General features: G+C 67.1%; 21 protein-coding genes. 13 read left to right on the top strand and 8 right to left on the bottom strand.

The window, feature by feature from the left end:
- Nucleotides 1-52: 52 nt before the first annotated feature.
- Nucleotides 53-328, bottom strand: coding sequence for a translation initiation factor IF-1 (gene infA / locus FBQ73_RS12720; protein ID WP_012115181.1), 276 nt, complete (start codon nt 326-328; stop codon nt 53-55).
- A 139-nt stretch (nt 329-467) separates the two neighbouring features.
- On the bottom strand, nt 468-2081 hold the full coding sequence (locus FBQ73_RS12715; protein ID WP_138400102.1) for a DEAD/DEAH box helicase: 1614 nt from the start codon (nt 2079-2081) through the stop codon (nt 468-470).
- A 330-nt stretch (nt 2082-2411) separates the two neighbouring features.
- Between FBQ73_RS12715 and FBQ73_RS12710 the strand changes: the two genes are divergently transcribed.
- From FBQ73_RS12710 to modC, 4 genes are all read left to right on the top strand, one after another.
- A complete protein-coding gene (locus FBQ73_RS12710; RefSeq protein WP_210236767.1) occupies nt 2412-2936 on the top strand; it encodes a DedA family protein in 525 nt (174 codons plus the stop codon).
- 226 nt (nt 2937-3162) lie between these two features.
- Nucleotides 3163-3975, top strand: a complete 813-nt coding sequence (gene modA / locus FBQ73_RS12705; RefSeq protein WP_138399866.1) for a molybdate ABC transporter substrate-binding protein — start codon at nt 3163-3165, stop codon at nt 3973-3975.
- 133 nt (nt 3976-4108) lie between these two features.
- Nucleotides 4109-4798: a molybdate ABC transporter permease subunit gene (gene modB / locus FBQ73_RS12700; protein ID WP_138399865.1), complete on the top strand. Its 690-nt coding sequence runs from the start codon at nt 4109-4111 to the stop codon at nt 4796-4798.
- Nucleotides 4795-6000 (top strand): molybdenum ABC transporter ATP-binding protein, encoded by a 1206-nt coding sequence (gene modC / locus FBQ73_RS12695; RefSeq protein ID WP_138399864.1) that lies wholly within the window; start codon nt 4795-4797, stop codon nt 5998-6000. Before modB ends, modC begins: the two co-directional genes overlap by 4 nt.
- Here modC and FBQ73_RS12690 read toward each other — a convergent pair.
- Nucleotides 5900-6328, bottom strand: coding sequence for a winged helix-turn-helix domain-containing protein (locus FBQ73_RS12690; protein ID WP_246089685.1), 429 nt, complete (start codon nt 6326-6328; stop codon nt 5900-5902). The genes modC and FBQ73_RS12690 overlap by 101 nt on opposite strands.
- A 187-nt stretch (nt 6329-6515) precedes the next feature.
- Nucleotides 6516-7358: an FTR1 family iron permease gene (locus tag FBQ73_RS12685; RefSeq protein ID WP_138399862.1), complete on the bottom strand. Its 843-nt coding sequence runs from the start codon at nt 7356-7358 to the stop codon at nt 6516-6518.
- A 547-nt stretch (nt 7359-7905) separates the two neighbouring features.
- Between FBQ73_RS12685 and FBQ73_RS12680 the strand changes: the two genes are divergently transcribed.
- From FBQ73_RS12680 to FBQ73_RS12655, 6 genes are all read left to right on the top strand, one after another.
- Nucleotides 7906-9192 (top strand): imelysin family protein, encoded by a 1287-nt coding sequence (locus FBQ73_RS12680; RefSeq protein ID WP_138399861.1) that lies wholly within the window; start codon nt 7906-7908, stop codon nt 9190-9192.
- Nucleotides 9193-9202: 10 nt separating this feature from the next.
- A complete protein-coding gene (locus FBQ73_RS12675; protein WP_138399860.1) occupies nt 9203-10672 on the top strand; it encodes a multicopper oxidase family protein in 1470 nt (489 codons plus the stop codon).
- Entirely contained in the window at nt 10669-11928 is a 1260-nt protein-coding gene (locus tag FBQ73_RS12670) for a di-heme oxidoredictase family protein (RefSeq protein WP_246089684.1), read from the top strand. The genes FBQ73_RS12675 and FBQ73_RS12670 overlap by 4 nt, the downstream gene beginning before the upstream one ends.
- A gap of 121 nt (nt 11929-12049) precedes the next feature.
- Nucleotides 12050-13156: an imelysin family protein gene (locus FBQ73_RS12665; protein WP_170218873.1), complete on the top strand. Its 1107-nt coding sequence runs from the start codon at nt 12050-12052 to the stop codon at nt 13154-13156.
- 2 nt (nt 13157-13158) lie between these two features.
- Nucleotides 13159-14313, top strand: a complete 1155-nt coding sequence (locus FBQ73_RS12660; RefSeq protein WP_138399858.1) for a DUF1513 domain-containing protein — start codon at nt 13159-13161, stop codon at nt 14311-14313.
- A gap of 159 nt (nt 14314-14472) precedes the next feature.
- Nucleotides 14473-15024, top strand: coding sequence for an NADPH-dependent FMN reductase (locus FBQ73_RS12655; RefSeq protein WP_138399857.1), 552 nt, complete (start codon nt 14473-14475; stop codon nt 15022-15024).
- A gap of 6 nt (nt 15025-15030) precedes the next feature.
- Here the strand turns inward: FBQ73_RS12655 and queD are convergent, their stop codons facing one another.
- The 3 genes from queD to FBQ73_RS12640 all read right to left on the bottom strand — a co-directional run bounded on the left by queD (nt 15031) and on the right by FBQ73_RS12640 (nt 17351).
- On the bottom strand, nt 15031-15420 hold the full coding sequence (gene queD / locus FBQ73_RS12650; RefSeq protein ID WP_138399856.1) for a 6-carboxytetrahydropterin synthase QueD: 390 nt from the start codon (nt 15418-15420) through the stop codon (nt 15031-15033).
- Nucleotides 15417-16052, bottom strand: coding sequence for a 7-carboxy-7-deazaguanine synthase (gene queE / locus FBQ73_RS12645; protein ID WP_138399855.1), 636 nt, complete (start codon nt 16050-16052; stop codon nt 15417-15419). Before queE ends, queD begins: the two co-directional genes overlap by 4 nt.
- A 66-nt stretch (nt 16053-16118) precedes the next feature.
- Complete coding sequence (locus FBQ73_RS12640; RefSeq protein WP_246089683.1) at nt 16119-17351, bottom strand: alpha/beta hydrolase; 1233 nt, start codon at nt 17349-17351, stop codon at nt 16119-16121.
- 310 nt (nt 17352-17661) lie between these two features.
- Here FBQ73_RS12640 and FBQ73_RS12635 point away from each other — a divergent pair, with 310 nt between their 5' ends.
- Nucleotides 17662-18603 (top strand): ring-cleaving dioxygenase, encoded by a 942-nt coding sequence (locus tag FBQ73_RS12635; RefSeq protein WP_138399853.1) that lies wholly within the window; start codon nt 17662-17664, stop codon nt 18601-18603.
- A 48-nt stretch (nt 18604-18651) separates the two neighbouring features.
- On the opposite strand, the gene FBQ73_RS12630 is transcribed toward FBQ73_RS12635, so the two are convergent.
- Nucleotides 18652-19782, bottom strand: a complete 1131-nt coding sequence (locus FBQ73_RS12630) for an aminomethyltransferase family protein (protein WP_138399852.1) — start codon at nt 19780-19782, stop codon at nt 18652-18654.
- Between the two features lie 387 nt (nt 19783-20169).
- Between FBQ73_RS12630 and FBQ73_RS12625 the strand changes: the two genes are divergently transcribed.
- The gene (locus FBQ73_RS12625; RefSeq protein ID WP_138399851.1) at nt 20170-21573 is read left to right on the top strand and encodes an acyl-CoA dehydrogenase family protein; all 1404 of its coding nucleotides are present in this window, start codon (nt 20170-20172) and stop codon (nt 21571-21573) included.
- A gap of 144 nt (nt 21574-21717) precedes the next feature.
- Entirely contained in the window at nt 21718-22230 is a 513-nt protein-coding gene (locus FBQ73_RS12620; RefSeq protein WP_041575695.1) for a flavin reductase family protein, read from the top strand.
- Nucleotides 22231-22233: the final 3 nt, after the last annotated feature.

Raw genomic sequence — 22233 nt, 5'->3', positions numbered from 1 at the left:
CGACAGGGTCGGACGGACGCGCGCGGCGGGACAAGAGCGCAGCCGGCCGAAATCAGCGGCGGCGGAAATTCTGCTGGCGGCGGGCGCCGGGCGGCGGGGCGTTGCCCTCGGCCTTGTGGCGGAAGTTGATGCGGCCGCGATCGAGGTCGTAAGGGGACATCTCCACCACCACGCGGTCACCCTCGATGGTGCGGATACGGTTCTTCTTCATCTTGCCGGCCGCATAGGCCAGAATCTGATGATCGTTATCGAGCCGCACACGGAAGTTGCCATCCGGGAGCACCTCGGTCACCGTTCCTTCGAACTCCAGCAGTTCTTCCTTCGCCATATAGTCGTCTCCAGAGGCCCCGACGAGGGGGCAGAATTACCGGGCTTATCTCACGAAATCACCCGTACGCCCATAGCCGAGGTGCGCGCGGCGACGCATTTTCGCCATCCGCGCGCACCCGTGATCAATTCAATGCGTCTCAGCCGACCGGACGCTTGGCGCCGCCCGGACGGGAGTCCGAGCGCTGGCCGCGGTTCGGAACCGACTGCATGAAGCCGAGGCCGCCGATGTCACCGGCGGGGCGCTGGCCCCGCTCGGTCCTCTGGCCGCGACCCTCGGCCCGGGCCGGCTGGCCCGCGCGATGACCCGCACCCTGTGCGCCGCTGGCATCGGGGCGCCCTTCCGGACGACCGCCGGACGGACGGCCCTCGCCGCGCGGCTGGTGGGCACGCGCCGCCTGGGGCCGGCCTTCTTCCGAACGCGGCGCCCGCGACCGGCCTTCGCCGGACCGCTCGTCACCGTGGCGGGGCCGCTGGCCGCGCGGGTTCTGCCGGCCAGACCGGCCGATATAGTCCGAACGCTCGGAGGTCTCGTCCCGCTCGTCGAGGATGATGGGCTCAAGCTCCGGCACCGCGAAGCGGGTGCCCGCGCCGCGACGGTCGCTGGCGGGAAGCTGCATCTTGATGAGCTTCTCGATGGACCGCAGGAACGCGCGCTCCTCGTGATCGCAGAAGGAGATGGCGATGCCTTCACGGCCGGCGCGCGCGGTGCGGCCGATGCGATGGACGTAGCTCTCCGGCACGTTGGGCAGGTCGAAGTTGATGACGTGGCTCACCCCGGTCACGTCGATGCCGCGGGCGGCGATGTCGGTGGCGATGAGGGTGCGGATCTTGCCTTCGCGGAAGGCAGCGAGCACGCGGTCGCGCTGGTTCTGCGACTTGTTGCCGTGGATCGCCTCGGCGGCGATGCCGGCCTTGGCGAGCACGCGCACCACCTTGTCCGCGCCATGCTTGGTGCGGGAGAAGACGAGGGCGCGGTCGATCTCCTCGGTGGAGAGCACCTCGGCGAGGAGCTGGCCCTTGTTGGCCTTGTCCACCAGGATCACCCGCTGCTCGACCCGGTCGGCGGTCTTGGCGACCGGGGTCACCGCGACGCGCACGGGATCGCGCAGCATGGAGCCCGCGAGCTCGGCGATGGCGTGGGGCATGGTGGCGGAGAAGAACAGGGAATGCCGCTTGTGCGGCAGCCGGCGCACAATGGCGCGGATGGCATGCACGAAGCCCATGTCCAGCATCTGGTCGGCTTCGTCGAGGACGAGAACTTCGACCTGGTCGAGCTTCACCGCGTTGTTCTCGACGAGATCAATGAGGCGGCCGGGGGTCGCGACCAGTACATCCACGCCGCGAGAGAGCGCGCGGATCTGCCGGCCCATGGGCACGCCGCCGATGGCGAGCGACACCGAGATGTTGGCGTGACGGCCGAACCGCTCGAAGTTCTCGACGATCTGGCCGGACAGCTCACGGGTGGGGGAGAGCACCAGCGCCCGCACCGACTTGGGCTCGGGGCGGTGGGGATGGCGGACCAGGCGGTCAAGGATGGGGAGGGCGAAAGCGGCGGTCTTGCCGGTGCCGGTCTGGGCGATGCCGATCAGATCGCGACCCGCGAGAATCTGCGGGATGGCTTCGGCCTGGATGGGGGTGGGAGTGACGTGCTGCGCTTCAGTAAGGGCGCGAACGATAGGCTCGGCGAGGCCGAGGTTCGAAAAAGAGGTCAAGCTCTGACTTTCATATGCGAACGACACCGGCGCACGCATGGGCGCAGCGCGGTTCGCGGGGATATTCGACATCCCGCGTGGCCTGGGGTGTCCAAAGGCAATCGTTGAAGTCGGGCAAAGCCGCTCGCGACGCTTCAAAAGGGGAAGCTCCGGCGGTCTCCGCTACGCGGCCCGAGCGCGCTGCAAGGGGGATTGGGAATCCCTCCGGGGCGCTACGGCAGGGTGTATGACCCATCCCCATGACAATTTCAAGGCGCGAGCAGCTTTTTCGCCCAAGTCCTGCGGCATGACAGGTGCGCCGCGGGGTGACACCGGGACCGCCTCTTGCGCGGGAGGACCGGCCTTCCGATCTCTGCAGCTGGAGGAGACATGATCGACGTTCAGGCCATCATCGCTGCGACCACCGTGTTTGTTCAGAATAACCACGCCCTCGCCGCGCCGATCGTGTTCGGCCTCGCCTTTGGCGAATCGCTCGCTCTCGTGTCGTTCTTCATTCCCGCGACGGTCCTGCTGCTGGCCATCGGCGCGCTGATCGAGGCGAGCGGGCTGCATTTCTTCCCCATCTGGCTTGCCGCCGCCACAGGCGCAGCTCTGGGCGACGCCATCTCCTACTGGCTCGGCTTCCATTACAAGGAACGGGCGAAGACCTTCTGGCCCCTGTCGAAACGGCCGGATCTGGTGGCCCGCGCAGAAGATTTCTTCCATCGCTTCGGCGTCTGGGGCGTGGCCATCGGCCGCTTCTTCGGGCCCGTGCGCGCGGTGGTGCCGCTGGTGGCCGGAGTGCTGGCCATGAGACAGACCCATTTCCAGGTGGCAAACGTCGCGAGCGCGGCGCTCTGGGCGTTCGCCATGCTCGCTCCGGGCGCCGCCGCCTTCAAGCTGTTCGGCTTCTGAAGATCCGTGCGTGCCGCGCGCGGGCCTCACACCTGCGTGCCCGCGCCGAACGCTCGAAGAGCCAGGACGCAGCCCCTCGGGGCGCCGCGGCCACATGCCGCAATGCAGCATAAACCGCAGCTTTCCTGTCGCCCCACCGGCTTACCCCTTTAGCCCCGGACGCATCGCCTCTTGTTTCCCTACGGCATGCTGTATATGAACGGACATATCAAAGGGGACCATTGCCATGTCCAGCTTCATTCTGCGTCGCGGCCTCATAGTCGGCCTTCTGCTTGCCACCGCCAGCCTTGCTCCCGTGCGGGCCGAGGAACCGGCCAAGGCATCGGCTGCCGGCGCTGAGACCACGGTCACCGCCTTCGCCGCCGCCAGCCTCACCAACGCCTTCGAGGACGTGGCCAAGGCCTATGCCGCCAAGGGCGAGAAGACGCAGGTGAAGTTCTCCTTCGCCGCCTCCTCGGCGCTGGCCAAGCAGTTGGAGGCCGGCGCGCCGGCCAATATCTTCGCCTCCGCCGACCTCAAGTGGATGGACTATACCGACGGCAAGGGCCTCACCCTGCCCGCCACCCGCGCGACCGTCCTCGGCAATGCCCTCGTGCTGGTCGCTCCGGCCGACAAGGCCAAGCCAGTGACCATCACCAAGGGCATGGACATCGACGCCCTGCTCGGCGCCAACGGCCGCATCGCCACCGGCCTTGTGGACAGCGTCCCCGTGGGCGTCTACGCCAAGACTGCCTTCACCAATCTCGGCGTGTGGGACAAGGTCGCCCCACGCATCGTCGGCTCCGAGAGTGTGCGCGCGGCCCTTGCCTTGGTGGAACGCGGCGAGGTGCCTTTCGGCGTCGTCTATGCGACTGACGCGGCCGTGGCCAAGAATGTGAAGGTCGTCGCCGTCTTCCCGGCCGACAGCCATCCCCCGGTGGAATATCCCTTCGCCCTCGTGAAGGGTCAGGACACCCCCGCCGCCAAGTCCTTCTTCGCCTTCCTCCAGGGGCCCGAAGCGAAGGAGATCTATAAGAAGTACGGCTTCACGGTGAAGTGAGCCCACTCAGGTCCCCGTTCCCGCCGCGGCCCGTGGCCCAGTGGGAACGGGACTTGCTTCGCGACTTCCGTGGCTTCGGCTTAAGCTCAAGACGCGCCAAGCCCAGAACCGCCATCACTCGGAAGACTGCCCCATGCTCACCCCTGAAGAATGGACGGCCGTCAGGCTCAGCCTGCAGGTCGCCTTCTGGGCCACCATCTGGAGCCTGCCCCCCGCAATCCTTATCGGCTGGGTGCTCGCGCGCTTCAATTTTCCCGGCAAGGGGATCTTCGACGGCATCGTCCATCTGCCCCTGGTGCTGCCCAAGGTGGTGGTCGGCTATCTGCTGCTGATCACCCTTGGCAACCGGGGCTATATCGGCCAATACCTCCACGAGTGGTTCGGCATATCGCTGATCTTCTCCACCGCCGGCGCCACGGTGGCGGCAGCGGTGGTGAGCTTCCCTCTCACCGTCAACGCCATCCGCCTCGCCATCGGCGGCATCGACCAGGGCATCGAGACCGCGGCGCGCACGCTGGGCGCGACCAAGATGGATGCCTTTTTCACAGTCACCCTTCCCTTGATGATGCCCGGCGTGCTGTCCGGCTGCCTGATCTCGCTGGCCTCGGCGCTGGGCGAGTTCGGCGCCACCATCACCTTCGTCTCCAACGTCGAGGGGCAGACGCGGACCATCCCGCTGGCCATCTACAGCGCCACCCACATGCCGGACGGCGACGCCATGGCGTTGCGCCTCACGGTGGTGTCGGTGATTTTGGCGCTGGGCGCGCTCATCCTGGCCGAGATGGCGGACCGGCGCATCAAGATCGCGCTGGGGCAGATATGATCGAGATCGACGTTTCCCTGGCGCGCAACACGGGGTTCTGCCTCGAGGCCCATTTCGCTGCTCCGGACATGGGCATCACCGCTCTCTTCGGAAGGTCGGGATCGGGCAAGACCACCATCATCCAGGCGGTCGCGGGCTCGGTCCGGCCGGATCGCGGGCGCATCGTGGTGGGCGACGAGGTGTTCTTCGACAGCGACAAGGGCATCGACCTGCCCATGGAACGGCGCGGCGCCGGCTACGTATTCCAGGACGCGCGCCTGTTTCCGCACATGACCGTGGACAACAACTTGCGCTATGGCGAGCGCCGGGCCAGACGGGAACGCACCATCGGCTTCGACGCGGTGGTGGAGATGCTTGGCGTTCGCCACCTGTTGAAGCGTCGACCCCACACCTTGTCCGGCGGCGAGAAGCAGCGCGTCGCCATCGGCCGCGCCCTGCTGTCCCAGCCGCGCCTGCTGCTCATGGACGAGCCGCTCGCCTCCCTCGACGAGATGCGCAAGGGGGAGATCCTGCCCTATCTCGAACGCCTGCGGGACGAGCTTCGGTTGCCGATCCTCTATGTGAGCCATTCGGTGGAGGAGGTGCTGCGCCTGTCGGACGCAGTGGCGGCCGTGGCCGACGGCAAGGTTATCGCCTGCGGCCCCCTCGCGGACGTTCTGTCCCAACCCGAACTTTTGCCCGTGCTCGGCCGCTTCGATCTCGGTACGATCTTCGACTGCACCATCACTGCCCATAACGAGGAGTTCGGCCTGTCCACCGTCTCCTTTCCCGACGGCGAGCTTCGGGTGCCGTTGGTGGGCCGGCCGGTGGGCGCGCCGGCGCGTGCACGCGTGCGCTCGCGCGATGTTTCGCTGTCGCTATCGCGGCCCATCGACGTGTCGGTGACAAACCGCCTGTCCGGCACCATCGCCAGAATCACCCGGGCGGAAGGTCCGTTCTCGGATGTGGAGGTAGCGCTGGCCCACGGCAAGCTTCATTCACTGGTGACGCAGGAGAGCGTGCAGCGCCTCGCGCTGGAGCCGGGCATGACGGTATGGGCCATGATCAAGGCCGTCACCGTGGAAAGCCGGCCGGCCGGCTTCAACTCGCCGGGGGCGGAAATCAGATCGCCTTCGCCTGTTTCCCCGCCGCGCCAGCCGTCTGCGGCTCCTCCGGCTCTGCGTGTGATTGCGGGCGGAACTCCGCCGAAAGCGCCTTCGTGAGTTCGTCCACGGCGGCGTTGGTCGCCTTCGCAGCCTGACGCTCCATGGCGCGGTAGAGGGCGATGATGCGCTCGCCGAAGGCGGTCACTTCCGTACCGGCGCCGCGACGGCCGGGAAAGGTCACGATCACCCGCTGCTCGAACATGCGATCGAGCTCATCCACCAGAAGCCAGGCCCGGCGGTAGCTCATGCCGATGGCCTTGGCAGCGGAGAGGATGGAGCGGTGCTCGCGGATCGCCTCCAGCAGCATGATCTTGCCGGGACCGAGGCGGCGACCATCCGGAAAATCCACGCGCAGAAACAGGCGGGTACCGATATTTTTCGTCACTACGTCCCCTCCTCGCGCGCCCGGCGCGGAATGGCGGAGGGTCATTATACCGGAAGCACCCCCGGCCGGGAACGCTTTCCCGAAGGAAAGTTCCACGTCCGGGATCGGTGCCGAGTTTCTGTGCTCCAGCGCCAGGACGACCGGCCGCTCCCCCTGAACCATCGGTTGCGCCTGGTCAGGCTCGCGATCAGGCTCGCACCTGGCGGGGGGCGCCCGCAGCGGGAGACCTGCGGCCGTTTACCATCGACGACAGCACGACGATGGTGGCCACGGTCCCCAGATAGGCGATCAGTTGCATGCCTGTGGGCTCGGCACGATAGCCGACGAGGGTGCGCAGCACCCGTCCCAGGGCGCTGTCGTCGGCGAGCAGCCAGTTGGTGTTCCACAGCGGATCCGACAAGGACTGGATGAAACCCGAATCCTGGAGAATCCCCACCGCCTGCGCGGCAAGGCCGGCGGCAAGCAGGGTGATGATAATGGTTGTGACCTTGAACAAGTGCCTGAGGGGAATGGCGACAAGCCCGCGATAAAGCGCAAGCGAAACCACAGCACCGCAAGCCAGCCCGGCGAGACCGCCAAGCACCACGGCGCCTACGGTCTCGTCACCGGTGGTGGCAATGCCGTAGAGGAACAGCACGATCTCGACACCCTCGCGCAGCACGGCCATGCCCACCACGATGGCGAGCGCCGCGAGCGGCCGGCGCCCTTCCTTCACATCGCTCCCCACATCCTTCATTTCGGCCACCATCTGCCGGCCGTGGCTGGCCATCCACACCACTGTCCACACCAGCATGACAACGGCGATGGAGAGGATCGCGGCGTTGAGGATGTCCTGGCCGGAACCCTCGAAGGTGGAGGCGATTTCGTTGGCAAACAGGGCCAGCAGCGCCGAACCGGACAGGCCACCCAGAATGCCGAGCCCGATCCACAGGCCGCGATGGCGGATGCCCTCGGACGCGGCCAGAACGACCCCGATGACGATGCCCGCCTCCAGCACCTCGCGGAAGACGATCAGCAGCGCGGCAATCATGGCAACCGTTCCTTCCTGGCGAGCGCGCGCTCCGCTTCCGAATTGCGGGCCCTGATGCACGCTAGGACACGACGAAAGACGAAGGGCATCGACGCTTTCAACATTTCTAAAACCGACAGAAGCCGACGTAACGTAAGGAGAAATTCTGCAAATGACTGGAGGCAACCTAGCACTTCTGTCGCCGCACTGTCATCGGGGCCACCATTGTTTTGAATTATTCAAATGCCAAGAACCGAACGCCGCCGGACCTGCACGCAACGTTATCCGCGACAGACGAAACGCCCGGCGCCCCATCATTCCAGATCTTGTAGCGACGCGGGGCGCGAACCTGGAGCATTGAACAGGCGCATGGATTGGCGTAGCGTAAATTAACTACCGTGTGCGGCGTTTTGACTTGCCACCTGCAAGTCTTCGTGACCGATCCCGACAATGGAACAATTCCATTGTCTCGCCGGGCACTTGCCGCGCCTTGGCCGGATCCCTAAGGTCCGGTCCGGAGGGAGCCCGCCCCCCATTTCGAACATTCATTTTCAAGGAGAGAAGGTCGATGCGCGCGCATGTTCTAGGCGCAGTCGTCGCCGCTTTTGCAGCCTTCGTGAGCCCGGCCGTTGCCGAAGCTCCCAAGGATGCCCCCAAGCCGCGCGATGTGATCGTCCATTATGCCGACCTGGCACAGTCCATGTACGGGTCTTCCGCCGCCACGGCCCGGGACATGCAGAAGGTCATTCTCTCCTTCCTCGATGCCCCGAGCGCCGAAACGCTGGCCAAGGCCCGCGACGCCTGGAAGGCCGCCCGTGTCTTCTACATGCAGACCGAAGCCTTCCGCTTCGGCAACAAGGCGGTGGACAAGATCGAAGGTGACGTGAACGCCTGGCCGCTGGATGAAGGCCTCATCGATTACGTGGACAAGAAGAGCTATGGCGAGAAGTCGGATGAAAACCCGCTCTACACCGCCAACGTGATTGGCTCGAAATCCATCCGTATCGGCAAGAAGACCATCGACACCACGAAGATCACGCCGGAGTTGCTGCACAGCCTCAACACCGCAGGCGGCGTGGAAGCGAATGTGGGCTCGGGCTGGCACGCCATCGAATTCCTGCTCTGGGGCCAGAACCTGCATGATCCCAAGATCAACGCCGGCAATCGCCCCTATACGGATTTCGACCTGAAGAATTGCACCAACGCCAATTGCGACCGCCGTGCCGAATTTCTGAGGGTCGCCACGGCAACGCTGGTGGCGGACCTTGATGAGATGACCAACGTGTGGGGACCGAAGGGTATCGCCCGCACCACCCTTCTCAAGAAAAAGGACAAGCCGGCACTCGGCGTCATCTTCACCGGCCTCGGCTCCCTGTCCTACGGCGAACTCGCCGGCGAGCGCATGAAGCTCGGCCTCATCCTGCACGACCCGGAAGAAGCGCACGACTGCTTCTCCAACAACACCCACAACGCGCATTATTACGACGAGGTGGGCATCCGCGACGTCTATTACGGCCGCTACACCAAGCCCGACGGCACCGTCTTTTCCGGTCCCTCGGTGGCCGACCTGATCCGCGCCGCGGACCCCAAGATCGCCGACGAGATCGACCAGAAGTCGGACGCCGCCCTCGCCGCCTTGAAGAAGATCAAGGACACGGCCGATGCCGGCGAGATCTACTACGACGCGATGCTCGCCGAAGGAAACGAGAAGGGCGCGAAGCTGATCCAGGACGGCGTGGATGCCCTCGTCGCCCAGGCCCATGCCATCGAGCGCGGGGTCTCGGTCCTGAAGCTGCAGATCAAGGTGGAAGGCTCGGCCAGCCTCGACGACCCCAAGGCCGTGAAGAAGAAATGAGGCTGAGGTGATGATCTCGCGACGGGCAGTCCTGCTTGGCGCCACGGCGGCGGGGGCGGCGGGTTTCGCCCCCTCCGCCCTCGGGCACATGGCCGTCTCGCGCGACACGCTTCCCCCGAATGCGCCGGTGCGCCACCTTGCCCTCTCCGCTGCGGAGATGGAGGTGGCGCTCCTCGGCCCGGACAAGCCGAAGACGCAGGGCTTCTGCGCCTATAACGGCACGCCCTTCCTCACCTGGCGCGTGCCGCTCGGCACCCGGCTGATGGTGGATTTCGAAAACCGTATGCCGACGCCCACCACCGTGCACTGGCATGGCATCCGCGTACCCAACCTCTCCGACGGCGTCGCCCCCCTCACCCAGGAACCGATCCCCGCCGGCGGTCGCTTCACCTACAACGTACCCCTGCCCGATCCGGGCTTCTATTTCTTCCATCCCCATTGCGATGAGACCGGCCAGGTGGGGCGCGGCCTCGTGGCCCTGCTGCTGGTGGAAGACCCGGCCGAGGCCAGGCTCGGCTTCGACCTGGAACACATCATCGCGGTCAAGGACTGGCGGCTCGACGCGGATGGCCGCTGGATGCCCATGTTCACCGACGAAGGCGCCTCCACCGCCGGCAGTTTCGGCACGGTGCGCGCCACCAACGGCTCGGTGATCCCGCCGCGGATCGAGGCGCCGGCCTATGGCGACGTGCGCCTGCGCACGATCGTGGCCGATTCCACCCGCACCATCGAATTCGGCTGCGACACCAACAACGCCGCCATCATCGCCGTGGATGGGCAGGCCCTCGTCCCGCTCCCCCTCTCCAAGCTGCCGGACGAGGTGTGGCGCATGGGGCCGGCCATGCGGCTCGACGTGCATGTGCGCATGCCCGGTCCCGGCGAAGAGGTGAAGGTCTTCGACTATCGCACCGCCGAGCCCTATCTGCTCACCACCCTGGTGGCGGTGGACAAGGGAAAGAAGAAGACGCCCTTCAAGCCCATCGCGCTGCCCGCCGCCAAGGTGCCGTTGCCGGACGTCAGCCGCGCGAAAAAGCGGGATTTCATCGTGCAGACCGCCGCCGGTGCCACCGCCATCGCGCCGCCCCTGCCGGCGGACGATCCGCTGGCGAAGGCCCTGATCGATTCCTTCTGCGTGGGCGACAAGACCTTCTGGGCCATCAACCGCACGTCCTGGGGCGCGGGTGCCGACCTGCGGCTGCCGCCGCCGCTCGATATCCTGAAAGATGGCGACAGCTACCGGCTCACCATCACCAACGTAACCAAGCACGTCCATCCCATGCACCTGCACGGACACGTCTTTCGCGTCCTGTCCTCGACACGGAAGACGACCATCCCGCCTTATCTCGCCGACACTGTGATGACCGAGCCCAACGAGACGGTGGAAATCGCCTTTCGCGCCAAGAGCGGCGACTGGGTGTTCCATTGCCACATCCTGGAGCACATGGATGCGGGCCTCATGGGCTGGTTCCGGGTGGCATGATGGGACGGTTCGGCCTTGGCGCGGCCCTTGCTTTCGCCCTGTTGGCGACACCTGCGGCGGCGGGCGAGCAGACGCTGGACAAGCTCGACCTCGCCATTGGCAAGGCCCTGTTCAAGCGGCCATGGGTGCCAGCCCCCGCCTCCACCCGCGGCGACGACGGGCTCGGCCCTCTCTTCGACGCCCGCTCCTGCACCACCTGCCACCCGCGCGACGGCCGGGCACCGGCGAAGATCGAGGACGGCACGGCCGGGCGCGGCTTCGTGCTCATGATCGCCCGGCCGGACGGCTCCGGCGATCCGGTCTATGGCCGGCGCTTCCAGATCGACGCCGTGCCGGGCATCCCCCCGGAGGGGATGATTGGCGTGAGCGACACGCCGCTTTCCGACGGCCGTATCGCCCGCGCGCCCCATCCCTTGGAGCTGGGCTACGGCCGGCTTGATCCGGCCAGCGGCCTGTCTCTGCGCGTGGCGCCGGACCTGAAGGGGCGCGGGGCACTGGCGCAGGTCCCCGATGCGGCGATCCTCGCCATCGAAAAGGAGCAGGCGTCAGGCAAGGACGGCGTTTCGGGCCGTGCCCGCCGCGTCACCCGCCCAGACGGCACCACCGCCATCGGCCGGTTCGGCTGGAAGGCGGCCCAGCCCGACCTTGCCAGCCAATCGGCGGAAGCCTTCTTCCTCGATCTGGGCCTGTCCAATCCCTACCATCCGGAGCCGTGGGGCGATTGTACGCCCACGCAGACCGCGTGCCGCAACGCTCCCCACGGCAATGCCAACCGCACCGAGGGCACGGCGGACGACGCCTTGGAGATTGGTCGGCCGCTGCTCGGCCGGGTTGTGGCTTATGTGGCCTCCCTGCCCGCCCCGGCCCCCGAGCCCCTGCCCGAGGCGGAGCGCCGCTCGGGCGCACGCCTGTTCGCCGCCACCGGCTGCGCCGCCTGCCATCGCCCGGCGCTGCCAACCCGCGACGGCGGGCAGGCCCCCATGTTCACCGACCTTCTGCTGCACGAGATGGGCCCTGGCCTCGCCGACACCATGCCGGAGCCCGGCGCCGGCGCGTCCCAATGGCGCACCGCGCCGCTGGCCGGCCTGTCGGAAGCGCTCGCGGACGAGACGGGCTTGCTGCATGACGGGCGGGCGCGCACCATTCAGGAGGCCATCGCCTGGCACGGTGGGGAAGCGGCGGAGGCAGCGCGACGCTTCGGCGCCCTTCCCATGCCGGACAAGGCGGCTTTGGTGCGCTACGTGTCTTCGCTTTAAGGCGTTTTCGAGCGAGACGGATACCGGCTCGCGTAAAGAAAGCGCGTCAACACAAGACGTTGGAGCGATTGCCGTGAGCCATGGCGAACGCAGGACGCTCCAGGTGATGAGAGACGGTCGGATGTTTTACCGCTTTTCAGCCCCCAGCCGCCGCGCCGTTCTCGGCCTCGTGCGTGGCTTGGCGCTCGGCCTTGCACTTGCCCCAGTCGCTGCGCCGGCCCGGGCCGCCAGCCCCGCGCTCGATCCCGTGCCGCTCATCGAGACCTGGCTGTTGCCGCGCTACGATGCCCTCGTCGGCGCCACCAGGGCGCAGGCCAGCGCCTGGGTGACCTTCTGCGCCAAGCCCGAGGCCGCCGGCCTGCCGGCGCTGAAGGAGGCCTATGGCAAGGCGGCGGACGCCTGGAACGCGGTGGAATTCGTCACCTTCGGCCCCATCAGCCTGTCTCTGCGGGCCGATCGCATCTCGTTCTTCCCGGACCGGCGCAATGCCATCACCCGTGGCCTTGCCGAGATCATCGGCGATCCCGATGCCGGCCGGCTGGAGCCCACCCGCTTCGCCCAGTCCAGCGCTGCGGTGCAGGGCCTGCCAGCGCTGGAGCGCCTGCTGTTTGAGGAGGGCGCCGCCGATGCCCTCCTGACCGGCCCGGAAGTCGCGCGGCGCTGCGCCCTCGGTACCGCTATCGCCACCAATCTCGCCGCCATCGCCGGCGAGATCCGCACCGCCTGGGGCGACAAGACCTCGGGCGTGCTCGGCGCCATCGTCTCCGGCAAGGGCGACCCTGCCCTGTTTCCGGATGTGGGTGCCCTGCCCGGCATGATCCTCACCGACCTCTCGGGTGCCTACCAGCGGGTGACCGACACCAAGATCCTGCCCGTGCTCGGCACTGGCCCCAGTGAAGCCAAGCCTAACCTCGCCGACAACTGGCGCTCGGGCCGTTCCGGGCGGGTGGCTGCGAACATGATCAAGAGCGCCGACGCCCTGCTGGTGGCGGTGGGCACGCAGATGCCGAGCCGGCCGCAATATGTGGTCAACAAGGCCGCCACCGGCGCGGACGCCGCCGCCGACAGGCTGCCCACCGACATCGGAGCCGCCGCCGCAACGGCCCAGGGCGCCAGCGCGCTGCAGGCGGCCATCAAGACCTTCAAGGTGGCGCAGGCGAGCGTCTACAAGCCCGTCGCCTCCTATTTCGGCATCTCGCTGGGCTTCAACGCCCTGGACGGGGACTGAGCATGCGTCTGCGTCTCGACCCCGCCGGGCGATTGGACCACGCCGGGCTATTGGACCGGCGCGGCTTCCTCATGGGCGCGGCGGCGCTGGTTGCGGCCGGTCCGCTGGGCGCCTCCAACCTGCGCGCTGATCCTCTTGCCGAGGGATGGCTGGCAACGGCCGGCATGGGCGAGGGCTTCGCCGCCGTGGGCCTCGACGGCGCCTTCGCTGCCACCACGGCAGCGGAAACCGCCACGCGCCTGCACGGCATCGAGGCGAGCCCCACCGGCCCGCTGGCCGTGGCGGTGGGGCGGCGCCCGGGGCAGATCGCCCTCGTCTTCGACCGGCGGAAGGGCGGCGTCGTCGCCACCCTTGCCCCCGGCGCGGGCCGGGCGTTCTCCGGCCACGGCCGCTTCACGGCGGACGGCAGGCTCTTCCTCACCAACGAGATCGAGCGCCCCGGCGAAGGCACCCATGTCATGGGACGGGGCGTGGTGGCCGTGCGCGTCGTGGATGGCGGGTTCGCCATCGTCTCGGAATGGCCGAGCGGCGGCGATGGCCCGCACGATTTGATGCAGTCCGGCGCCGCGCTGGTGGTCGCCAATGGCGGCATCGAGCCCAACACCCCGGAGGCCCGGGACGCGGAAGTCACCGGCTCGGGCATCACCCTTCTTGACCCCGCCTCGGGCGGGGTGCGCGGCGCGGGCCGGCTGCCGCAGGACCTCGCCAGCCTGTCCCTGCGCCACCTCGCCCGCGACGGGAGCGGCGGCACGGTGGTGGCGGCGCAGGACCTGCTGAAGGATGGCGAGGCGCGCCCGCTGCTGTTCCGCATCGCGAGCGACGGGGCGCTTTCGGCCTTCGATGCGCCGGATGCGGAATGGCGGGCTCTCAGGGGTTATGTGGGCTCCGTGGCCTATGATCCCTCCGGCCGCTACGTGGCCTGCGCCTCTCCGCGCGGCAATCGCGTGGCAGTGTGGCAGGCGGACGGGCGCTTCGTGGGGGCCGTCCCCCTCACCGATGGCTGCGGCCTCGCGGCGGGACGGGAAGCCGGCACCTTCGTCGCCGCCTCCGGCTATGGCGAAGTCATCCTCGTTTCGGCAGGTCCCGAGGGCGTCGGCATCGCGGCACGGCGCACCGGCGGACCGCGCTTCGATAATCACATGGTGCGGATCGGCTGAAACCAAAGCCTGCGCGGCAATTGGGCAACCGTCTCGGCGCCAATCGAAGACCGGGGCCGCTGATACGAGTCTTCTGCCCGGCTTGTGAAACCCAAACGCGGGCTTCACCGTTGTCTCTGTGATTCTGCCGCGGGCGGACAAGAGAAGAAGAGGCAAGCCATGAACTGGGTGGTCCTGGTGGGCAGCGTGCGCAAAGGCTCCCTCAACGCGGCGCTCGCCCGCGCCCTCCCCGAACTCGCCCCCGACGGGGTGAAGATCGATCTTTTGCCCTCGGTGGCGGACATGCCCATCTATGACGGCGACATCGAGACCGCGGGCTTCCCCGGCCAGGTCAGCGCCGTGGGCGACCGGGTGAAGGCGGCGGATGCCCTCGTCATCGTGACCCCGGAATATAATTACTCGGTTCCCGGCGGGCTGAAGAACGCGCTGGACTGGCTGTCACGCCTGAAGACCCAGCCGCTGAAGACCAAGCCCACCCTCATCATGTCCGCGTCGCCCAGCACCATGGGCGGCGCGCGGGCTCAGTATCACCTCCGCCAGGTGCTGGTGGCGGTGGATGCCCACGTGATGAACGTGCCCGAGGTGATGGTCGCGCAGGCCCACACCAAGATTACCGACGGCGTGCTCACCGACCAGGGCACGCGCGACTTCGTCGGCAAGCAGCTCGTCGCCTTCCAGGGCTTCGTGAAGAAGGCGCAGGCGGCAACCTGAATCTTTTCAGTTGCCGTCGAATTCCGCGAAGGAGAACGGCGTCTCATAGACCCGCACGGACGACAGCAGCGGCAGCACCGGCTTCACCCGGTCCCAGATCCAGGCGGCGATGATCTCGGCGGTGGGGTTTTCCAGCCCCTCCACATCGTTGAGGCAGTAGTGGTCGAGCTGTTTCAGCAACGGGCCGAAGGCGGCTTCCACGTCGAAGAAATCCACCACGAAGCCCGTCACCGCATCCACCGGCCCTTCCAGCGTGAGGTCCACGCGATAGGAATGGCCGTGCATGCGCCGGCAGCGGTGGGTTTCCGGCACGTTGGGCAGGAAATGGGCGGCCTCGAAGGTGAAGCCCTGGGTGATGCGCGCGCGCCGCGGCACCGGGGTGGCGCTCGAACTCATGGAATACCAATCATCTTGTGGGTCTGGAGGGACAGCCGCCAGCGCGGATGCGAGAGGCAATAGGCCACCGCCGCCTCGGTATTGCGCAGGCGGTCCGGTCCGTCCATGGGCTGAAGGAAGAAATGGGCGAAATCGAGCCCCGCCACGGCCTCGGGGGCAAGCCCCGCCTGCGGGAAGACCAGCTTCAACTCGTGGCCGCGCTGGAGCTTGAGGTCGGTGCCGGCCTTGGGGCTCATGCAGATCCAGTCGATGCCGTCCGGCGCCGCCACGGTGCCGTTGGTCTCCACCGCGATCTCGAAGCCAAGGGCGTGGACCGCGTCCACCAACGCGGCATCAAGCTGGAGCAGCGGCTCGCCGCCGGTGAAGACCACGAAACGGCGCTCGGGCGCGCCGGCACCCCAGGTCGCGCCGATGGCGGCGGCCAGCGTGGCGGCGTCAGCGAAGCGGCCGCCGCCTTCTCCATCCATGCCGACGAAGTCGGTGTCGCAGAAACGGCACTGGGCGTCGGCGCGGTCGTCCTCCCGGCCGGACCACAGATTGCAGCCCGCAAACCGGCAGAACACCGCAGCGCGCCCCGCCTGGGCGCCCTCGCCCTGGAGGGTGAGGAACATTTCTTTGACAGCATAGGCCATGGGCCGAAGCCTTTAGCCCGAAGGCGCGCGGGGGGGAAGCCGCCGCGGCGCCCGGCAGGTCCGCGGTTATTGCGCGGCGGGAGCCGGCGCGGCCGCAACCTCGTCAACCGCGACTGCCGCCTGCTGCGTGGGCTGCTGACGCAGCCGGTCGAGGCCGCTGATACGCACGCCCTCCATGGACATGGTCGAGGGCGCCGGCTTGCCGGCGGAGGCGGCCCCGGTCAAAAGCGAGCCGCGCAGTTGCGGCGCCATTTCCGCGAGCTGGGCGAACTTGCCGTGGTTGAAGCTGTCGAGGGCCTTCACGTCGGTCATGTCGACCACCACCGCGCCGAGGTCCACCAGCTCCGCGTCGTTGGAATATTCGCCGAGCCGCTGCTTCTTGCCAGCGAGGAATTCGGAGATGCCCAGCGCCTTGTCATCGCGCGAGACGATGACGACGAAGGGTTTCGCCGGCTTGCCGAAGCGCTTGAGCTGGCTCTTGAACACGTCCACGTCGATATCGGGAGCGGCGAGGATGATGTTGCCGATCTTGTTCGCCGGCACGGGCTTGCCGGAAATGCGGATCTGCCGCAGTGCCTCAACCGTCACCCAGTTGCCCATGGAGTGGGCCATAATGCTCACCTCGTCCGCGCCGCTGCCGAAAGCGAGGCGGATGGTGTCTTCCAGGTTGTCGCGGGCGGCGGTGGCGCTGTTGTTGTCGTAGACATACGCCTCGGTGGTCGCCCGGGACGCCCAGGTGAACAGCACCGGCACCGCCGGCGCGTCGGCGTCATCCGCCATCTGGGCGAGGCGATAGAGCGCCTCGGAAAACTGCGTGTTGTAGCCGTGGACGAAGATGAACACCTTCTTCTGGCCCGCGGGGCGGCGCGCCAGCTCGCTCTTCATGTCGCGCAGGAAGTCCTGCTGGGTGTCGCGATAGATGGCCTCGTGCACCACCATGTCGGTGGCAGGGTCGCCGGTGCCCTTTTTCGGCCACTCGATCTCGCCCGGCTTGTGGGCGGGGGGAACGGAGAGGTCCACCTTCGCGAAATTGAGGGCGGTCGAGCGCTCGCCGTTGAAGATGACGCCGGGGCGCGGGTCCCGTTCACGGGTCGAGGCGACGAGGATCACATGCTCGCGGGCGCCGGGCGCCTTGGCGGCGGTGGGCGTCAGCGCCTCGGGGCCGGGGCGGTCGGAGCAGCCGGCGAGCAAAGTGAGGCACAAAGCCGTGGCGGCAAGGCGCACCCCAGCGCGCCGCATGCCCACCAGTCCCGGCAGTCCCACGCCGGACACCGGCCCCACCCGCTCGAAAATCCGCACGTCGTCCCCTCCACGCGCACTTGTAGCTGAGTCTTCATGGCACATCAGACCGGAGGATGCGCGGTAATTTGGGGCCAATGCTGAACGCCAGCTTGGCGAGAGGTATCAAGCTGGGGCGTGACGCTAAGTCAGATAGGGCCGCCCGTGAAGACATCGTGCGCAGCAGCACACTCGGTACCCCATTTTCAGCCACGTTACTTGCACTTCGGCAAACTAGCTTTGCGGCTTCGAGTCTCGCTTAAAGGCCGCTGCGGTCCTATCTCCGACCCAACATCACGAACGGAGGCCCGCCCTCCCCGGAGACACCGCCATGGAACTCACCGGTCTTCACCACGTCACCGCCGTCTCGGCGGACGCGCCGTACAACCATCGCTTCTATACCCAGACGCTGGGCATGCGCCTCGTGAAGAAGACGGTGAATCAGGACGATACCTCGGCCTATCACCTGTTCTATGCCGACGGCGAAGCCAGCCCCGGCACGGACCTCACCTTCTTCGACTGGCCGGTACCCCGCGAGCAGCGCGGCAACCACGCGGCGGTGCGCACCTTCCTGCGGGTGCGCGACGACACGGCGCTCGACTATTGGGCCGGCCGCCTCGCCGATTCCGGCGTCGCCCACACCGGCATCGAGACCCGTGACGGCCGCGACATGCTGCCCTTCGAGGACCGGGAGGGCCAGCGCCTGGGCCTGATCGTGGATGGCGGGCGCGGCCCCGGCGTGCCGTGGGCCAAGAGCCCGGTGCCGACCGAGCACCAGATCCGCGGCCTCGGCCCCATCGTGCTGTCGGTGCCGGACCTTGCCCCCACCGCCGTGGTGCTGACTGAGGTGATGGGGATGCGGGAGGTGCGCACCTATGCCAGCGAGGAGGGCCGCGCCATCCATGTGTTCGAGATGGGCGCAGGCGGCCCCGCCGCCGAGGTCCATGTGAAGGTGGAGCCCGGCCTTGCCCCCGCCGTGCAGGGCGCGGGCGCGGTGCATCACGTGGCGTTCCGCGTCACCACCTTCGACGAATACGACGAATGGGCGCGGCGGCTGAAGGACCTGCGCATTCCCAACAGCGGCAAGGTGGACCGTTTCTATTTCCGCTCGCTCTATTTCCGCGAGCCCAACGGTATCCTGTTCGAGCTGGCCACCGACGGTCCGGGCTTCGCCGCGGACGAGGACGCCGCCCACCTGGGCGAGAAGCTGGCCCTGCCGCCGTTCCTGGAAGGCCGGCGTGCCGCCATTGAGGCCGGCCTCAAGCCGCTCTGAACCGACGATCCAAAAGGAAGGGGCCGGTCCTGCCGGCCCCTTCCTGATTCAGCCCCGCTCGTCCAGCGGATGGGTGCGCAGGCGCATGGGATCGTAGAAGGGCGTGCGGACCACATTGGCCTCGAAGCTCTCCTCGCCATCCACCACGCTCACGGCCGTACCGAGGGCGGTCACGTCCGGCCGCAGCGAGACGAGGGCCAGCGACTTCATGAGGTGCCGGCTGTAGGTGGTGGAATTCACTACGCCCACCTCGGCCCCATCCTTGAAGATCTTCGCGCCGGGGGCGATGGCCTTGGCCGCGAGCACTTCCAGCCCGGCCTGGTGGGTGCGCTCGGTGCCCTTGCGGGCGACGAGGGCCGCCTTGCCGCGGAAGTCCGGCTTGGAGAGGTCCACCGACCAGTCCATCAGCACTTCGAACGGGGTGGTGTCCTTGTGGGGCATGTCGAAGGGGAAGAACAGCAGCGCGCCTTCCACCCGCACGATATCCAGGCAATCCCACGACACCGGCATGGCGCCGAACGGCTTGCCCGCCTCAAGGATCTTGTCCCACAGGGCGATGGCATCCTTGGCGGCGCAGAACACCTCATAGCCCCGCTCGGCCGAATAGCCGCCCCGCGCCAGCGACACCGGCACGCCGAAGAGGGTGGTTTTGCCGTGCCCGAAATAGGGCAGGCCCTTCAGGTCAAAGGGGGTGTGGGGCGCGAGGATATCGAGGGCCTTGGGGCCCTGCAGCGACAGGATGTGCACGTCGTTGTCGCGCGAGAAGGTGACGTCGAAGCCTTCGGCGACGAGAGGCAGCGCCTCTTCCAGCGCGCCGCCGCCGTGGGAGAGGCGGAAGGCGCCGTCGCCGTCCACATAGATCAGCACGTCGTCGATGAGCCCGCCGTCATCGCCCACGATGGAGGCGATCGCGGAGCGGCCGGCCGGCACCTTGGTGATGTCGGCGGTGACCAGCTGGTTCAGGAAGGCCAGAGCGTCCTTGCCGCCCACATTGATGATCTTGAGGGCGGACACGTCGAACAGCCCCGCGCGCGTGCGCACCGCCTCCGTCTCCTCATAGGGATCGGTGGCGTAGTGCTGCGGGATCGCCATGTCGTTCCACGATTCCTCGAGCTTCGACCCCAGTTCCCGGTGACGCTCGTTGAGGATCGATTGGCGCCAGATGGGTGCGCTCGTCATCCTGTCCCCCTCTCTCTTTTCAGCTGTCGGACAGCATTGAATGGGAAGGCGACGGGGGTGCGATGCGCCGCACGCCCGCCGCGACGGGGCGCATCCTGTGCGGCGCGACGCTTCAGTGTCAATTGATTTTCCTGGCAAGAAATTATTTGTGCCGGATGTGCAAGATCCAGGCAGGGAAAAGGCCCATAACTGCTTGCTATGGCCAATTTCGACTGAAAATTAAGCAGACCAACGCCCAACGAATGGGCTTGCACAAGCCGCAATCATCGGCACAGTGTTTCTACGGCGTCAAAAAAGTTCACTGAGGGGAACAGACTGCCGCCTTCGCGAGGATCGCAACTGCGGGACGGCCCGGTCCGGGTGCCGGCCCAGGCGGAGCTTGAAATCATGTCCGATGTCAAAATGTGGGGCAAGGAAGAGTTTTGGGGTCTCGGCTTCGAGTGGGACCCCCAATGGCTGCTCACGCCGGCGCAGAAGGAGCTGCAGAAGAAGCTCATTGCCCTGTGCGAGACCACGTTGCGCGCCAATGCCGTGGAAAGCGACGCCAACTACGTCTACCCCCGCAAGAATTTCGAAGCCCTCGCCTCCCTCGGCCTGCTGTCGCTGAACGTTCCGAAGGATCTGGGCGGACTGGGCGAGAATCACCTCTGCGCCGCCATGGTGGTGGAGACCATCGCACGCTACGGCTGCCCCTCCACCGCCATGTGCTACACCATGCATCTGGGCGCCACGGCGGCCGCGCTGCTGCGCCACCACGACAACCCCATCCTCACCGACATCCTCAAGCGGCTGGATAAGGACGTGCTGATCGGCACCCTGTCCTATTCCGACCCCGAGACTGGCTCCCACTTCTGGTATCCCATCTCCTCCAAGGCGGAAGCCTTCGGCGACGGTTGGAAGGTGACCAAGAAGGCGTCCTGGACCACCTCCGGCGGCTTTGCCGACTGGTACATCGTGCAGACCACCAGCCCCGGCTTTGCCGGCGACTATTCGGACCTGTCCTGCTTCCTCGTCACCAAGGACGAGGTGAAGGCCAACCCCTCCGAATGGGATGGCCTGGGCCTGCGCGGCAATCAGTCCGGCCCCATCGTGGTGGAGAACGCCATCCTGCCGAAGGACGCTCTGGTCGGCCCCATCGGCGACGGCGCCAAGTCCAACGACGAGGTGGTGGACCCGTTCTTCCTCACCTGCTCGTCGGCCTGCTGGAACGGCATTTCGCTGGCGGTCATCGACATCGCAAAGCGCCATACCACCCGCAAGACCCACAATGACGTGGGCATGCGCGTCGCCGACTACCCCACCATCCAGGACTATGTGGGCGAAGCGATCATGGACACCAACGCCTGCCGGGCGCTGGACTTCCAGATGGCGCAGGCGCTCGACAGCGTGACCAACAATTGCGACTGGTCCATCCACGCAGACGTGGACGCCCTGCCCCGTTCTGCCCTGCTGCACTGGCTGTGGCAGGTGAAGTTCGAGGCGGCCAAGAACGTCGCCCATGTGGTGGACAAGATGCTCCACGCCACCGGCGGCACCGGCTTCCGCCCTGCGCTCCAGATCGAGCGCTACCTGCGCGACGGCAAGGCCGGCTGGGTGATGGGCCCCACCAACGAGGTGCTGCGCCAATTCGTGGGCAAGGCTTCGCTGCTCGGCTTCGGCTCGCTGGACTACTGGAACAAGTCCATCAACGAGCGGGTGCTCAACAACGAGATCAAGAAGATGGACGACGCCGAGAAGCGGGCCCTGGCCGAAAAGCTCCTCGCCGAGCTCCAGCCCGCCAAGGTGGCGTGACAGAGGTGGCCTGAAAAAAGCGGGAGGGCGGCGCATGCATGCTCCTCCCGCACCCGTCCTGCGGCTTTGCGCCGTCCCTCCGAGCGCCCGCCATCAAGAGGGATTATCATGGATGCAGTGACCCATTTCAGAGAGTTCCGTTCGATGACTGCCATTGATCTCGACGCCCGTCTCGATCCGCGTGAATTGCGCAACGCCCTCGGACGCTTCGCCACCGGCATCGCGGTGGTGATGGCGAAGGATTCCGAAGGGCCCATGGGCGTCACGGTGAATTCCTTTTCCGCCGTGTCGCTGGATCCGCCGCTGATCCTGTTCTGCATGGCCCGCTCGCTCCATTCCCTGGAGCGGCTGGAGAAGGCAAAGGCCTATTCGGTCAACATCCTGCTGGAGCACCAGAAGGAGATTTCCAACCGCTTCGCCCGCGCCGGCGAGGACAAGTTCGCGGACACGCCCTGCGCGGACGGGCGGCTCGGCGAGCCGCGGCTCGAATCCGCCCACGCGGTCTTCGAATGCGTGCCCTACGCCCATTATGACGGCGGCGACCATGTGATCTTCGTCGGCCGCGTGGTGCACATGCACACCGACGGCGAAGGCGATCCCCTGCTCTATTATCGCGGCAGCTACCGGCTGCTCGCGAGCCTCATGCAAGACAGCTGAACC

The sequence above is a fragment of the Xanthobacter autotrophicus genome, assembly GCF_005871085.1.
Lineage (GTDB): Bacteria > Pseudomonadota > Alphaproteobacteria > Rhizobiales > Xanthobacteraceae > Xanthobacter > Xanthobacter autotrophicus.
This window is presented reverse-complemented; position numbering and strand designations above follow the sequence as displayed.

Excerpts from the sequence above, each read along its gene's own strand:
- modB (WP_138399865.1), top strand. The coding sequence starts at position 4,109 with ATGCTCACCCCTGAAGAATGGACGGCCGTCAGGCTCAGCCTGCAGGTC.
- infA (WP_012115181.1), bottom strand. The coding sequence starts at position 328 with ATGGCGAAGGAAGAACTGCTGGAGTTCGAAGGAACGGTGACCGAGGTG.
- FBQ73_RS12660 (WP_138399858.1), top strand. The coding sequence starts at position 13,159 with ATGCGTCTGCGTCTCGACCCCGCCGGGCGATTGGACCACGCCGGGCTA.
- FBQ73_RS12625 (WP_138399851.1), top strand. The coding sequence starts at position 20,170 with ATGTCCGATGTCAAAATGTGGGGCAAGGAAGAGTTTTGGGGTCTCGGC.
- FBQ73_RS12710 (WP_210236767.1), top strand. The coding sequence starts at position 2,412 with ATGATCGACGTTCAGGCCATCATCGCTGCGACCACCGTGTTTGTTCAG.
- FBQ73_RS12630 (WP_138399852.1), bottom strand. The coding sequence starts at position 19,782 with ATGACGAGCGCACCCATCTGGCGCCAATCGATCCTCAACGAGCGTCAC.
- FBQ73_RS12670 (WP_246089684.1), top strand. The coding sequence starts at position 10,669 with ATGATGGGACGGTTCGGCCTTGGCGCGGCCCTTGCTTTCGCCCTGTTG.
- FBQ73_RS12715 (WP_138400102.1), bottom strand. The coding sequence starts at position 2,081 with ATGCGTGCGCCGGTGTCGTTCGCATATGAAAGTCAGAGCTTGACCTCT.
- FBQ73_RS12655 (WP_138399857.1), top strand. The coding sequence starts at position 14,473 with ATGAACTGGGTGGTCCTGGTGGGCAGCGTGCGCAAAGGCTCCCTCAAC.
- FBQ73_RS12680 (WP_138399861.1), top strand. The coding sequence starts at position 7,906 with ATGCGCGCGCATGTTCTAGGCGCAGTCGTCGCCGCTTTTGCAGCCTTC.
- modA (WP_138399866.1), top strand. The coding sequence starts at position 3,163 with ATGTCCAGCTTCATTCTGCGTCGCGGCCTCATAGTCGGCCTTCTGCTT.
- FBQ73_RS12620 (WP_041575695.1), top strand. The coding sequence starts at position 21,718 with ATGACTGCCATTGATCTCGACGCCCGTCTCGATCCGCGTGAATTGCGC.
- queD (WP_138399856.1), bottom strand. The coding sequence starts at position 15,420 with ATGAGTTCGAGCGCCACCCCGGTGCCGCGGCGCGCGCGCATCACCCAG.
- FBQ73_RS12635 (WP_138399853.1), top strand. The coding sequence starts at position 17,662 with ATGGAACTCACCGGTCTTCACCACGTCACCGCCGTCTCGGCGGACGCG.
- modC (WP_138399864.1), top strand. The coding sequence starts at position 4,795 with ATGATCGAGATCGACGTTTCCCTGGCGCGCAACACGGGGTTCTGCCTC.
- queE (WP_138399855.1), bottom strand. The coding sequence starts at position 16,052 with ATGGCCTATGCTGTCAAAGAAATGTTCCTCACCCTCCAGGGCGAGGGC.
- FBQ73_RS12675 (WP_138399860.1), top strand. The coding sequence starts at position 9,203 with ATGATCTCGCGACGGGCAGTCCTGCTTGGCGCCACGGCGGCGGGGGCG.
- FBQ73_RS12665 (WP_170218873.1), top strand. The coding sequence starts at position 12,050 with ATGTTTTACCGCTTTTCAGCCCCCAGCCGCCGCGCCGTTCTCGGCCTC.
- FBQ73_RS12685 (WP_138399862.1), bottom strand. The coding sequence starts at position 7,358 with ATGATTGCCGCGCTGCTGATCGTCTTCCGCGAGGTGCTGGAGGCGGGC.